A 14353-nucleotide genomic window follows, 5' to 3' on the forward strand; every position below is an offset into this window, starting at 1 on the left:
AAGCTGTGGGACGGCAGAAAGCCGTGGGAGGGGATAATGAAAAAGCCTGAGATGCTGCTATCGAGCAGCTCTATAGTGACGCTCGCATTTCTGATGAGCATATCGGGATTGGACACTGCCGCAGCCAGTTGCAGTTTACCGGGTGGATCGCCCCCTTGCTTTGCAAGCATGGCACCTACTCTGTTGCCAGTAACGGTTGATGAAGGCGCGGTTGAGATAAATGGTTTCCAGGTATCTCATCCGAGTGACAACGCAATCGTCGGAACGACAAGCGGCAAACAAGCCAGCCTTGTCATTTCTAACGGTGGCACCCTCGAAAACCTGCGCGGTATCGTCGGCGATGTTGCTGGTTCTGAAGGCGAAGTCCTTGTCATTGGACCAAACTCTGCTTGGAACAATATCGAGCGGCTCATAGTTGGCAATGACGGCATCGGCACTCTGTCGATTGAAAAAGGCGCAAAGGTTACAAGCGGCTCTTTCTCGGCTGTTGGCTGGGGTGCAGGATCCGTCGGCAATGCTACAATCACTGGCACCGGATCACATTGGTCTTTCGACTATTCAATGGATATCGGTTCCGGCGGCAAAGGCACTATGACCATCGCGGACGGCGGCGCTCTCAGTGGAGAAGACCTCTTCGTCGGTTATGACACTGACGGTCAAGGCAGCTTGCTTCTTGGGGGTAAAGGCTCGTCAATCGACGTCAATGAATTCTACGTCGGCTTTTATGGCAAAGCCGACATTAAGGTCGAAAATGGCGCCAAACTCAAAAGTGCACGAATTCGCCTGGCTACGCAGGCTGGCTCAGAAGGTTTGCTTGAAGTAAGCGGCAACGGCACTGTCGTAACGACCGGCCCTATTCTGGCAGGAACTTCCGGGAAGTCCGCCATCATCGTGCGCGACGGTGGAACGCTGAACACCAATTCCCTCAGAATGGGGATTCTCGCCGGCTCTAACTCGTCCGTCACAATTTCTGGCTCAAATGCCAAGCTCAACGCCGATGAAATCTGGTTTGGAAACGGCAAAACAACGCTCGATTTCAGTCACAACAATGAGCTTTACGAGTTCTCCGGGAAATTGATCAGCAGACACATTGATGGCAATACTTGGAAAGACGGCATCACCGTTGGAACCCATGAACTGCATCAGAGTTCTGGCAAAACACTTCTGTCGGGCGACAATTCACTTTTCCAAGGCAAGACATATGTTGAAGGCGGCACATTGCTGATCGGCAACAAGCTTGGCGGCGACGTACTTGTCAGCGGTAGTGGTGCGTTGGGCGGCTCAGGCGCGATTGGAACAACCGATGCGCTTTCGACTGTGACAATTGCTTCGGGAGGCATCCTTGCACCTGGCAATCTGAACGGGGGACTGACAATCAATGGCGATCTGATTTTTGCCGCTGGCTCGTCCTATCAGGTTAACGTTGATCCAAAAAACAATGCATCTGATCATGTTTACGTTTCTGGCAAAGCTTCGCTCAATGGTGGCTCCGTACTCCATGTTGGTGCAAGCGGCAACTATAACCCTTTTTCGACCTATCGCATCCTGACCGTTGGAAAAGAACTAACCGGCGCATTCAACGGCGTAACCTCGAACTTCGCATTCCTGACACCAGAGCTTATTTATGACTATGCGAAAAAAACGGTCGATCTGAAGCTATCGCGGAACGATATGAAATTTGCCAACAAGGCTATGACCGCAAATCAGCGGTCATTGGCCGGTGCATTGGATACCCTCAAGGCTGATGGGAACGCACTTTACACCGCTCTTGTTACTTTGGGCGACGATCAAGCAACAATCCAGAGCAGCTTTGATGCATTATCCGGTGAAGTGCATGCATCAGCTAAATCAGCACTGATCGAAAATACCCTGCTGACACAGAATGCTATAACCAATCGCTTGCGCTCTGCTTTCAATGAGCCTGTCGCAACGCCTTCAATCGAGCCTCTCGGCTACGGACCGGAGAGCAAGCAGCCTACGGCATTTAACAGCGCTGTCGATAAAGACAGAATAGCCGCGACTTATGGTGGGTGGGCGCAAGCCTATGGCCACTGGCTTAAACAGGACGGCAATAGCAATGTCGGCGAGTTCAGGGCTTCGTCAGGCGGTTTCGTGGCAGGTATAGACACCACTATCGCTGATAGCTGGCGTGTCGGCGTGCTGGCGGGCTATGGACAGACGAGCTTTCACAGCAATGACCGTGCTTCATCGGGCAATAGCGACAACTACACACTTGGAGTCTATGCAGGATCGCAATGGGCGATGTCGCATGGCGTGCTCGCGTTCAGTTCCGGCATCGCTTATACTTGGCATCAGCTGGAAACTGAGCGATCTGTTGCTTTTAACGGGTTCTCCGATCATCTAAATGCAGATTATGATGCCAGCAGCCTGGTTGCCTTTGGTGAACTTGGCTACAAAATCGCAGTTGGCAGAAGCACTTTTGAGCCTTATGCCAATTTGACGAATGTCCATCACAAGACCAATGGCTTTAATGAAACCGGCAATACACTTGCTGCGTTGGATGTAGATTCCGACAAGACCAACACCGTCTTTACAACACTTGGTCTGCGCGCGGCGACGACGTTTGATCTGGGCAACATTTCACCGAAAGCAAGAGCCGATATTGGCTGGCGACACGCTTATGGTGACGTTGATTCAGAATCCTCCGCGCGTTTCACGGGTTCCGACATTTTCACTGTTGGGGGAACTCCCGTCGCAAAAGACGTCGCTACGCTTGAGGCAGGGCTGGACTTCAATCTGCTGCCGTCGACAGTTCTTGGGGTCGCCTACACCGGTCAGTTTGCCAAGGATGTGAAACAGAACGGTTTCAATGTAAAACTATCTGTTTCGTTCTAAATCAGCCAATTTACAACTTAATGGTCTGGTGGCGCGTAATGCACCACCAGACCATTTTTACAGTTAAATTTTTCATCTCGTATCATGGATAAAAGCTTGCATTTAAATTGCCTTTTGATGCTTTAAAAGAATATCCAGTCTCCAAACCCGAAATTATCAAATATTGATTTTTTCAGGCACTGAGCATCGAATATTATGGCTATATGCCCGTAATGTTTTTGATGATGAAATTTTCCATATAGGATTTTTCAGCACAGTATAAGTTTTTATACCTGTCTTGGAGGAGGTGGAATGAGATGGCATTGGCGATTTGACTGGATGACTTTGGCTATACTAGCCTTTTTTTTATCGGTCCTGATTGCCGTTTTCGGCACCAAACATATGATGTCTATCGCACTAAATGGGTTGCATCAGCGTGGTGCCAACACTTTGGGTCTGGCTTCATCGGCGCTTGCCGGCCAATTGGCGCGCTATGAGAAGCTACCGGCCCTCATTGCTGAACACGACACCATTCAAAATCTGGTACGCAATCCTTCAACTCAAAATGTGCTGGCAGTAAATCAGTATCTGCAATCCATCAATAATCTGCTCGAATCCTCAGACATCTATCTGATGAACGACGAAGGCTTGACAATTGCCGCCTCAAACTACAATGAACAAAGGCCTTTTGTCGGAGAGAATTTCAGCTACCGTCCCTATTTCTTCGATGCAATCGCGGGGGACAGCGGCAGGTTCTTCGCACTCGGCACAACATCCGGAAAACGCGGTTACTATTTCAGCGCCCCGGTAATGGTCGATGGTCAAGCACGCGGTGTTCTTGCTTTCAAAGTCGACATGGATGTGATTGAGCGGTCATGGCATGGCAATGATTTCGAAATCATCGTGACTGATCCCGAAGGCATAATCTTCATGTCGGGGCGACCCGATTGGCTGTTTAAAAGTATAGGCCCTCTCACTGCTGAGCAGATTGCACGCACGGCTCACACCCGTCGCTATGCAGAAACACCGCTGATCGAAATACCGGTCCGCGGCACGCAAACGGACCGTGGTGACACTTTGCTTGAGATGGATGACGCAGAGCGCACCATTGAATATCTGATCCTATCGGAAGAAATGGCCGATGCCGGTTGGACCGTCAGCGTGCTGCAGGCGACGCGCTCAGCCCGAAACCAGGCTTATACCTCCGTGCTTGCCCTCCTGCTGCTGGTTGGGCTCGGCGCAATGGCCATTGCTGTCTTTCTGCAGAACCGCACACGGCTCGCCGAACGTCTCGCAGCCCAGCGTGAAATCAAGGAGCAATTGGAGTTTCGTGTTGCGGCACGTACCGTTGAACTGGCGACGGCAAACAACAAACTGGCAAGCGAAGTCGAAGAACGCAGAGCAACCGAGCGGCAGTTGCGGCGGACGCAGGTCGAACTTGTTCACGCCGGAAAACTTGCGGCACTTGGGCAGATGTCAGCGGCGCTATCGCATGAGTTCAATCAACCGTTGGCCGCAGTCCGCGCTTATGCCGAAGTCTCTGGTCTGATGCTCGATCAGGGGCGCGAGCGCGATGCTAAAGCGGGGCTGGACCGGATATTAAAGGTCGTCGAGCGCATGACGAGTATCAGCAAACATCTGCGCAACTTTGCCCGACGACCCAACAAAAAGCTACGCGCTGTGAAAGTGCAGGATGTCATACGTGATACGAAGGAAATCATTTCATGGCGCCTGAGCGTCGCGAAGGTTGATCTCTCCTTCAACCAGCAAGACGAAGAGACCTGGGTGGTAGCGGACTCCGTGCGTCTGCAGCAGGTGCTCGTCAACATCATCTCAAATGCAGCTGATGCCGTTGAAGGTCAAGCGAGCCGATTTATTGGTATTGAAATCAAGACAGAGCCTGAAAAGGTTCAGATCGCGATCACGGATAATGGCCCTGGTGTTCCGGATGCTATAGCGGCCCGCATTTATGATCCATTTTTCTCGACCAAGGGCGTGGGCAAAGGCTTGGGTCTGGGTCTCTCTATTTCCTACAACATCGTCAAAGATTTTGATGGGGAACTCTCCGTGCAAAATTTAACGGAGGGTGGTGCCGAGTTTTGCATAAATCTCCATCAGGCGACTGCTCCAACCAAGCAAGAAACCGGAAAAGACATATGAGTGTTGGCGAAATCCTCCTTATTGATGACGAAGAAGAGACCCGAGAAGCGATAGCACTTGGACTTAAATTCATGGGATATCGCGTGCGCCAATTGTCAAATGCGGAACGTGCGCTTGAGCTGGTCGGCTTTGGCTTTAAAGGCATTGTTGTCACCGATATTCGTATGCCCGGCATGGATGGTCTGACCCTCATGTCACGCATTCATGAGCTGGATCCGGAAACACCCGTCATTGTGTTTACAGGTCATGGCGATGTGCAATTGGCAGTACGTGCGATGCGTGACGGCGCATATGATTTTCTCGAAAAGCCTTTTGCCATGCAGCAACTTGCAGAGACGGTTGGGCGTGCACTCGACCGCCGGCAACTGGTCATGGAGAACCGCCTCCTTCGTGCAGCTGCCGGACAAAAAGACGACATCGAGCAACGACTTGTCGGGCGAACGCAGGTCATGATTGATTTGCGCTATCATGTCCGCGCCGTCGGTCCTACAGACGCCGATGTTCTGATCGTCGGTGCAACGGGCACGGGCAAGGAAGTCGTCGCGCGGACGTTGCATGATCTGAGCACCCGCGCCGACAAACCTTTTATCGCGATTAACTGTGCCGCACTTCCGAGTAATCTCATCGAAAGCGAATTGTTCGGCCATGAACCGGGGGCTTTCCCTGGTGCGATGCGGGCCCGCTTTGGCAAGTTTGAACTCGCACAAGGAGGAACGATTCTTCTTGATGAAATCGCAACCATGCCCATCGACACGCAGGCGAAATTGCTGCGCGTTATTCAGGAGCGTACAATCACGCGGCTGGGATCGAACGAAATTTATCCGTTGGATGTTCGCTTCATTGCGACCAGCAAAGCCAATCTGGAAGATGAAGTGGCTGCTGGCCGCTTCCGTGCCGACCTGCTTTACAGGCTCAATGTCGTGACGATTAAAGTGCCATCGCTCGCAGAGCGGCGTGAAGATGTTCCTGTGCTTTTCCTCAAACTCGTCAACGAAGCAGCCGCACGCTATCGCAACGACCCAACCCCTGTTCCGCCTCACCTGATAACCACGCTTACGGAGCGTGAATGGCCGGGAAATGTCCGCGAGCTGCGCAATGCGGCCGACCGTTTCGGGCTAGGACTTGGCCTGCAATTTGATGATGATCGCAAACATCAGACACGCCCGATGCGTCTTGCCGACCGCGTTGCTGCGTTTGAAAAAAGCATCATTGCAAGCGAGCTTGTGATGCATCGCGGAAGTCTTAAACCCGTCTACGAAACGCTCGGACTATCGCGCAAATCACTTTACGAGAAGATGCAGAAGTTCGACTTGGACAAGCAGAACTTCATCAGCTCACAAGAAGACTGAACGCCGAGATGGGTGGAAATCCACCCATATAATTACGCCGACGTTACCGTTTCCACCCATGGCCATCAACAAAATGACAAGAACAGCATGTTTGTGCCGAGCTTTTTCTTGCACGGTAAATGATCAGCCCGCGTTATCGCATTAAGTGGCCTGGGAGGAACCACGGCGTGAACGGGCATATCGTATCCGCTTGCTCTATTCCGCCCGTCCACACCGCGAGCCTTTTCAGGGCATCAGGGGCAAAAGACATCCGGGAGGAATTCAATTGAAAAAAGCAATTCTCACTGCTTTGGCATTCACCGCTCTTACTGCAACCGCGTTTGCGCAATCCTTTCCAAACCAACCGATCACGATCATTGTGCCATTCACAGCAGGTGGGCCGACCGATACCGTGACACGTCTTGTTGCGCAGGCCATGAGCCGCGATCTGGGCAGTCAGATTATCGTTGAAAATGTTGGCGGTGCAGGCGGAACGCTCGGCGCGGCAAGGGCTGCTCAAGCAAAGAATGATGGTCACACGCTGCTGCTTCATCATATCGGCATGGCTACATCGGCCACTCTTTACCGCGAACTTCCATATAAGCCGCTCGAAGCGTTTTCCTATGTCGGTCTGGTTACAGAAGTACCGATGACCATCATCGGCCGCTCGGATCTTGAAGCCAACTCGGTTGAGGAAGTTATCGAATACATCAAGACCAATGGCGAAGAGGTTATGTATGCCAATGCGGGCATTGGTGCGGCGTCGCATCTATGTGGCTTATTGCTGATGAACGCGCTTGGCACCCAGATGACCACAATTCCTTATCAGGGCACCGGTCCTGCAATGACGGACGTTATGGGTGGACAGGTTGATCTGATGTGTGACCAGACGACAAATACCACCAACCAAATCCGTGACAAGTCGGTAAAGGCTTTCGCTGTCACGGTACCGGAACGCGTTTCAAGTCTGCCGGATCTGCCGACCATAGCGGAAAAGGGTTTTCCAAATTTTAATGTCAGTATCTGGCATGGCCTTTATGCTCCAGCCGGAACGGACGAAGCTGTGGTTGAGCGCCTGAGCAAAGCTCTTCAAGTCGCACTCAAGGATGAAACCGTCATCGCTCGCTTCGCAGATCTCGGCACGGTACCGTCGTCAGAGGAAGACGCAACACCGACCGCACTCAAAGCAAAACTTGAGAGCGAAATCGAGCTCTGGCGCCCCGTCATTGAAGAAGCAGGCGTTTACGCGAACTAAAAACTGACAAAATCTAATCCATTTCATTGGGGTATCGCAAAATGCTGTCCCGAGATTATAGAGATATCGTTGGGGGCATCCTGCTGGTTGCCCTCGGTCTCGCTTTCTCCTGGTATGCGGCTGCAAACTACGAGCTTGGCACGTTGCGGCGCATGGGACCGGGTATGTTCCCGACATCACTTGGCGTTGTACTGGCTGGCTTCGGTCTGGTGATTGCCATACCAGCTTTCTTCCGCCCGGGCGTTATGCCGGAAATTCGTGTCTGGACTCCAATTTATGTTCTGTTGGGTGTCGGTGCTTTCGCGCTCACGATCCGGCCCTTTGGCTTGATCCCGGCAGTGCTGAGCGTTGTCGTAATTTCGTCCTTCGCCGAGTTGCGTGTGAAGCCACTTAGCCTGACAATTCTTTCAACCGCACTTTGCCTTATCGCCTGGCTGGTCTTCCGTGTCGGACTTGGGCTTCCTGTTGCAATGTTCCGGTGGCCGTTCTGATGGACATATTCTCCAATATCGCGATTGGCCTGGAAACAGCTCTGACGCTTAACAATCTCTTCTATTGTTTTCTGGGGGTGTTTCTGGGAACTCTGATTGGCGTCATTCCAGGTATCGGGGTGCTTTCAGCCATTTCTATGCTTTTCCCGATCACCTTCTATCTAGAGCCTACCACCGCTCTCATCATGCTGGCAGGCATCTGGTACGGCACCTCTTATGGAGGGAACACAGCCTCCATACTGCTCAATATCCCCGGAACGCCTGCCAATGCTGTCACCTGCCTGGACGGGTATCCGATGGCGCGTCAGGGGCGCGGCGGTATCGCGCTTCTGATGACCACGGTCGCCTCTTTCGTTGGTGGTTCCATTGGTATTGTTTTGCTGATGTTGTTCTCACCCATCATCGCAAAATATGCGTTGAGCTTTGGCTCGGCGGACTATTTCTCGCTAATGGTTCTGGGGCTGGTTGCTGCGTCCACAATATCGGATGGCTCGCTGGCAAAGGGCCTCGCAATGGTTGTTCTCGGCATCATGTTTGGCACAGTCGGTGCTGATATCTACACCGGCACTGCACGCTTTTCGTTTGGCGTACTCGAACTGACCGACGCCATCAGCCTGATTGCGCTTGCCATGGGCATTTTCGGCGTATCCGAAGTGATTGCCAGCGTGCGTAAAGTCAATGTCGGTGACATTGACCCAGAGAGTGTGAAACTCAAGGCCATGAAGCCATCCCGCGAAGACGTAAGCCGGTCATGGTTCCCGATGCTACGGGGATCGTCAATCGGCGCCTTCTTCGGCACATTGCCGGGCACCGGTCCATCAGTGGCGGCTTTCATGGCTTATGCTGTCGAAAAGCGTGTGGCAAAAGAACCGGAGCGCTTCGGCAAAGGTGCAATCGAAGGTATCATGGCGCCGGAGTCTGCCAATAATTCCGCAGATCAGACCTCGTTCATTCCCACGCTTTCACTGGGCATTCCGGGCAGTCCGACCATGGCGCTGATGCTGGGCGCTCTGATGATCCACGGCATTGCGCCAGGCCCTACTCTCATGACCGATCAACCATCTCTGTTCTGGGGTCTGATCATGAGTTTCTGGATCGGCAATCTGTTGCTGGTGATCCTCAATGTTCCCCTGATTGGCGTCTGGGTGAGACTACTAACAATCCCATATCACCTCCTGTTTCCTGCCGTTCTGATGTTCATCTGCATCGGAACCTATTCGGTCAACAACAGTGCCTTTGAAGTTTGGCTAGTGGTGTTCTTTGGCTTTGCCGGATACCTCATGCGTATCTTCAACTTCCCCGCCGCCCCCCTTTTGCTCGGCTTTGTGCTCGGACCGCTCATGGAAGAGCACTTCCGGCGGGCGATGTTGATGTCGCGTGGCTCGTTCTCCACATTCATCGACCGTCCAATCAGTGCCACGGTTCTCGCCGTCACTGCCGCACTACTCGTGTGGGGAACATGGTCAGCTTATCGCCGCCGCAATCAGCGTGTGCTGGCTGCGCAAACTCATAGTTCCTAAAACAAAATGGCCGGTGAGAAATGACTGTCTCACCGGCCACAACTTTGCTCAATAGGGGTTAGAACTTTACGCTAAGCTTGGCCTTACCCGAATTCTGATTAAAGCTCGAACCATACTGACCAGAATATTCAAGACCCAAGGTCGTCTGGTTGCCGAGATCAATATCAAAACCAGCCTTGATAATCGCAGTATCCTTGGCAATTGGTGCACCAGCCACTTCAAATACTGTTCCAGCATCAAATGCAGCAGCTGCAGTCGGTATAGTGTCGCCATAGGCGTGCTGCCAGCCGACTGTTCCGTTGAGCTTGGCATTCATGCTACCAAACACGACAGGAGCAGAAGCACGAAGACCAAGCGTAGTGAACGTAGTTGTCGTTGTTTCTTCTCCAATCTGCAGCGCAGCATTGCCGCCATGCTCGTTAAAGCGGTCTGTTTGCAGACGCACCACAGCAACATTCGCAAATGGCTCAATCGCTGTTCCATTCAGATCGAAACGATGTGAGAGTTCACCAAAAGCCTGTAAGATATTTGCGCTGTAATCCGTATCAAGACTCTCTGAAAAGCCGGGGAAAGTGACAAAGCGATCGGCTTCGATTTTGTGCCAGCTATAGGCAACGCCTGCTTTGAGCAGTGTCGCGTCCCATTGAGTGCCACCATAGATACCCAGATGATAATTATCGCTGTGACCCGACGAGTTGCGATCATTCACATCGAAGCTTGTGCGGCTGTATCCTGCGAGAGCACCCAGTCTCCAGTTTTCGACAACTTCCGCATCATATCCTGCAACGAAGCCACCCGTGGATTGCTTCAACTTACCGGCATTTCCGTCAGCTCCGGTCTCACTCCATTGACCGAGCGCCTGCCCCCAGATTGCTGCGCGCGGTGCGGAAATCTGAGCTGAATCGGCATCCGTTGCGACCGACGAAGATGCAGCATTTCGCTCACCACCAAATGCTGCACCAATGCGGTCCATAACTGCATTTCGCACAATGGAACTGTCATTGATGATCGCAGTTCGCGTTGAAGCATGAACTTCACCCGAAAGAGCATTGAATGCGCGAAGCGCATTTTCTTCGCTGTCCTGCATGACGACCGTGTCGTAAACAGCGTTGCCAGCACCAAGCTCTTCCACAGCGAGGGCTACCGACTTCTGATTACTTGTCTTTGCTGTAGCAATGAAGTCGACATCGTTACGAGCGATTTCGAGGTAAACCGCATTGGCGTCATAAGCCAAACCGAGATCTACGAAAGGCATGTTCTGGCTCATATCGCCAAATGTACCTGTGATGCCGCCTTCAGCACTCAGAATGGTGTAACGCTTGCCCGGCATATAGGTGCCAGCAGCCTTTTCTACATGAACCTTAGCGCCACCAAGCGCTGCCGTTCCACTCACATCGATACGGTCACTTTTACCGGCGGCATCAATTTCAGTGACATAAGTAGCTCCCGCATCAAATGCCAGATTGCCGGTAACCTTCAGCGTGCCGATAGAATTGCCCGGCGCTATGATACTGCCAGCACCAGCGTAAAGTCCGCCGATGAAGCCTGCGCCACTAAGATGTGCGCCGTTTTCAACGCTAACCGTGCCGCCAAGGAATGCACCTGAATGGGATGCATCACCGATGACCAGACCGCCTTCTTTTACAGTTGTACCACCTGTATAGGTGTTGGCACCATTGAGAACCAGAACACCTGTGCCGGACTTCGTAAGGCTGCCAGTACCGTCAATGTTGCCGTCAAAACGCGTATTGGCAGACTGGTCTACAGTCAAAGCTGCAGAACCAAGGCTCAAAGTTCCGCCCTCACCCATCAGCGACGACATGCTCACATTGAAATTATTGAGATCAAGCTTGCCACCATTCACGGCGAAAGCGGTGTTGTTAACGAATGCACCATTTACACCGGCTTGAAGCGCACCGCCTTCAACCAAGGTTCCGCCCGTATAGTTGTTTGCCTGCCCCAGTACGAGCGTACCGGCTCCACGCTTGAGCAGAGCGCCCTCGCCCGTGGCTTGCTGCAACAACGTCACGCGGTTGTTTGCATCAGCAATGTCGATCCATCCAAGCCCTTCAAGCGACACGGTGCGATCCAGTGTTTTCATATCGCTGCCAGTTATGCGCAAACCGCCATCAATGAGACGCAGGCGCGCAGCGGCATTGCCAAGAGCTGCATCTTCGCTGACAAGGATCGTTCCGCCGTCGGTTACTGCTGTTTCACCAATGAAGGAGTGGTCATCAATACAATAGTCCTTGATGGCCTGCTGGAAGCGCGCATCGGTGCTATCGCAGTTGAGCAATGTCTTCTTCTCTTCAAGCGTCAGATCGTTCAGGATTGGTTTGCCATTGGCATCCGAAATCTGGCCAAGATAGATATCTGTACGTTGGTTGTTTCGCGTTAGAACAAATTCCTTGTTCTTGTCCGCAAAGCCAAAAGCATTGGCACCCCAAACGAATCGTGTTTTCTGGACTTGATTTTCCGAGTAGGTCTGCAACTGAGGCCCGACCCAGCGGAAATCGTGCGCAACGGGTTCATGATCCGAGATTGCTTCTGGCTGGCGGCCAGGCCGAGTGACTTTTACGTCTTTAATCACCCCGGTATAGGGATCATTGGGATCATCTACAATCTCATACCACTTCCCGAATGGTCGCGAGACGAGGAAATGGTCGATCTTGGCACGGTCCCAGCTCGCCCAGGTATTGGTTGCGTCTTCGCCTGCCGATGGCCATGTGGTGCTACCATCGTTGAGATCATGTGGCTTGAAACCTTCACGGGCCGCATCAGTCTGAAGCAGCATATACTGCTTCTTGAGAACATTCATGGTAACCGGCGTGTTGTTATCTACCGCATAGGTTTCTTCTTGAAGACCAACATCCTTACCAGCTCTGTAGGCGACTGAAAGAGCGTCACCCCATTGCTTCCACGATAGGTTATCGATGTTTTGTCCGGCATATGCTTCCTGGATGACCGCACGCATGGTCTGCTGATTGGCGTTGAGAACATACTGCCGTGTCAGATCGCGGTAAAATGTATTACCGTCAGACTGCTGCATCAGCCTAATCTGTGCATCAATGTGATGAAGACCGCGCTCAGAAACATCACCAGCATTGAAATCGCCAAGAACAATAATTGGCTGATTAAATCCTTTTGCCCATGTATTGAGGGCTTTGGCTTCGTTCAGGCGACCAGTTGAACCGTCTGCATAATCAAGATGAACCGTACCGATCATTGTCTGCGGGCGGGAACCTTGGGCATCCAGCTGAGTGTAGCTGACATAGCGCCCCTGCGTCGATCCACCCAGATTAAGTGTTCCAAACGTGCCCGGGAGACGCGAAATAATACCCACATCGCCGACCTGCACGTTGCCGTAAGTGCCACGACCAGCGGCTTGGAGGAAATCGGGGATGCGCGTAACATAAGTACTACCGTTGATTTCCTGCATACCGAGGACATCAAAATTGGCGGCTGCCATAAAATCCGCGGTCAGTTCCGGGTTCTGTTTGAACTTGTTCCAGATATTGAGCGTCATGACACGAATGTCATAGCTATCGGCCGCGCGTGCCGGAGCAGCAGCTATTCCCGCGACTGCAACGCCACATAAAAGCTGCGCAGTTAAAGCCAGAAGTTTTCGGTTACGTTTGCTTGTCCCCGGTACCATCCCTCAGTCCTTTTCTTGGAAAATGCATCCACTTCATCAATGTGACAGCCGGATTGATCATCCAACTTCACCTGATACTGAAATGACAGAGTTCAATGTCACTTTTATTACATTTTACTCCAGGGCGACTTTGGAAGACTCAATTATCCCACCCCATGAACAGTAAATGTCATTAATATTACATTTTTATTTGCTATCGCCTCTGTGAGTTCTTGTGGCCTAAGCCCACAATTTCCTTGCCTATTTCAACCTGGGAATGAGAGATGGATCTGAGCAACCACGCGCATAAGGATGCGAGAGCAAATATGAGCGAACATTCTGGTTCCGGTGGCAAAAAGAAAGAAATCCGTCAGCAAATGCTGCTTCAGTGGATTGAGAACAGCCATTATGTTTCGCTGGAGGAGATCGCCGAACGATTCCGCGTTACCACGCAAACAGCCAGACGTGACATTGCGGATCTGGAGCATCAGGGCAAGGTCAGAAGGTTACATGGGGGCGTATCACAGCTAGCTCCGCTGGACCCCATCACCTATCGTCAGCGCAGGCATGATAGCGCAGATGAAAAGGCTCGGATTGCTGAAGCAGTGGTCGCGCTCATTCCCGATAACGCCACGATTTTTCTTGACACCGGCACCACATGCGAAGCGATCGCCAATGCGCTTGTAAGCAGGGAACGCCTGCATGTTGTCACATATAGCCTGAGATCCGCCGCCATTATTAGTGAAAAAACGGATTTCACTTTAGCAGTTCCTGGTGGCTTTGTTCGACCTATCGATGGCGGGATGTTTCAGGAAGATACACCGGAATTCATCCGACGCTTTAAGTTCGACTATGCAATCATTTCCGTCAGCGGCGTTGATGATGACGGTGATCTTTGTGACGACGACCATACGGAAGTGGCCGTCGTTTCAGCCGCATTGCGACAAGCGGCACAAAAGCTGCTCGCAGTTGACAGCTCAAAATTTGGCAAAAGAGCCATGGTCAGACTTGGATCGATTCACGACATTACCACCGTCATAACCAATGAAATTCCAGCCCCAATTTTATCCACCTTGCTTTCAGAAGCGAACATCCCTGTCGTTTTGGCAAACATGGACGCATAAAGTCAT

Annotated in this window: 8 protein-coding genes; 7 read left to right on the plus strand and 1 reads right to left on the minus strand. The window is 51.9% G+C overall.

What is annotated here, in order from left to right; all coding sequences use genetic code 11:
• The first annotated feature begins 36 nt into the window (after window positions 1–36).
• From QSJ70_RS12220 to QSJ70_RS12245, 6 genes are all read left to right on the plus strand, one after another.
• Complete coding sequence (locus tag QSJ70_RS12220) at window positions 37–2856, plus strand: autotransporter family protein (protein ID WP_285536685.1); 2820 nt, start codon at window positions 37–39, stop codon at window positions 2854–2856.
• Window positions 2857–3147: 291 nt separating this feature from the next.
• Entirely contained in the window at window positions 3148–4995 is a 1848-nt protein-coding gene (locus QSJ70_RS12225) for a sensor histidine kinase (protein WP_215778510.1), read from the plus strand.
• Window positions 4992–6344 (plus strand): sigma-54-dependent transcriptional regulator, encoded by a 1353-nt coding sequence (locus tag QSJ70_RS12230; protein ID WP_215778508.1) that lies wholly within the window; start codon window positions 4992–4994, stop codon window positions 6342–6344. Before QSJ70_RS12225 ends, QSJ70_RS12230 begins: the two co-directional genes overlap by 4 nt.
• 259 nt (window positions 6345–6603) lie before the next feature.
• Complete coding sequence (locus QSJ70_RS12235; protein WP_215778987.1) at window positions 6604–7578, plus strand: tripartite tricarboxylate transporter substrate-binding protein; 975 nt, start codon at window positions 6604–6606, stop codon at window positions 7576–7578.
• A gap of 41 nt (window positions 7579–7619) precedes the next feature.
• Complete coding sequence (locus QSJ70_RS12240) at window positions 7620–8069, plus strand: tripartite tricarboxylate transporter TctB family protein (protein WP_113158397.1); 450 nt, start codon at window positions 7620–7622, stop codon at window positions 8067–8069.
• The gene (locus QSJ70_RS12245) at window positions 8069–9589 is read left to right on the plus strand and encodes a tripartite tricarboxylate transporter permease (protein WP_215778506.1); all 1521 of its coding nucleotides are present in this window, start codon (window positions 8069–8071) and stop codon (window positions 9587–9589) included. Before QSJ70_RS12240 ends, QSJ70_RS12245 begins: the two co-directional genes overlap by 1 nt.
• 58 nt (window positions 9590–9647) lie before the next feature.
• Here the strand turns inward: QSJ70_RS12245 and QSJ70_RS12250 are convergent, their stop codons facing one another.
• Window positions 9648–13244: an autotransporter domain-containing protein gene (locus QSJ70_RS12250; RefSeq protein ID WP_285536688.1), complete on the minus strand. Its 3597-nt coding sequence runs from the start codon at window positions 13242–13244 to the stop codon at window positions 9648–9650.
• Window positions 13245–13507: 263 nt separating this feature from the next.
• On the opposite strand from QSJ70_RS12250, the gene QSJ70_RS12255 reads away from it, so the two are divergent.
• Window positions 13508–14347, plus strand: a complete 840-nt coding sequence (locus tag QSJ70_RS12255) for a DeoR/GlpR family DNA-binding transcription regulator (protein WP_285536690.1) — start codon at window positions 13508–13510, stop codon at window positions 14345–14347.
• Window positions 14348–14353: the final 6 nt, after the last annotated feature.

The organism is Brucella sp. NBRC 12950 (assembly GCF_030268145.1).
Lineage (GTDB): Bacteria > Pseudomonadota > Alphaproteobacteria > Rhizobiales > Rhizobiaceae > Brucella.

What these genes read in the sequence shown, in the direction of transcription:
- QSJ70_RS12220 (WP_285536685.1), top strand. Translation starts at nt 37, where the DNA reads ATGAAAAAGCCTGAGATGCTGCTATCGAGCAGCTCTATAGTGACGCTC.
- QSJ70_RS12225 (WP_215778510.1), top strand. Translation starts at nt 3,148, where the DNA reads ATGAGATGGCATTGGCGATTTGACTGGATGACTTTGGCTATACTAGCC.
- QSJ70_RS12230 (WP_215778508.1), top strand. Translation starts at nt 4,992, where the DNA reads ATGAGTGTTGGCGAAATCCTCCTTATTGATGACGAAGAAGAGACCCGA.
- QSJ70_RS12240 (WP_113158397.1), top strand. Translation starts at nt 7,620, where the DNA reads ATGCTGTCCCGAGATTATAGAGATATCGTTGGGGGCATCCTGCTGGTT.
- QSJ70_RS12245 (WP_215778506.1), top strand. Translation starts at nt 8,069, where the DNA reads ATGGACATATTCTCCAATATCGCGATTGGCCTGGAAACAGCTCTGACG.
- QSJ70_RS12250 (WP_285536688.1), bottom strand. Translation starts at nt 13,244, where the DNA reads ATGGTACCGGGGACAAGCAAACGTAACCGAAAACTTCTGGCTTTAACT.
- QSJ70_RS12255 (WP_285536690.1), top strand. Translation starts at nt 13,508, where the DNA reads ATGGATCTGAGCAACCACGCGCATAAGGATGCGAGAGCAAATATGAGC.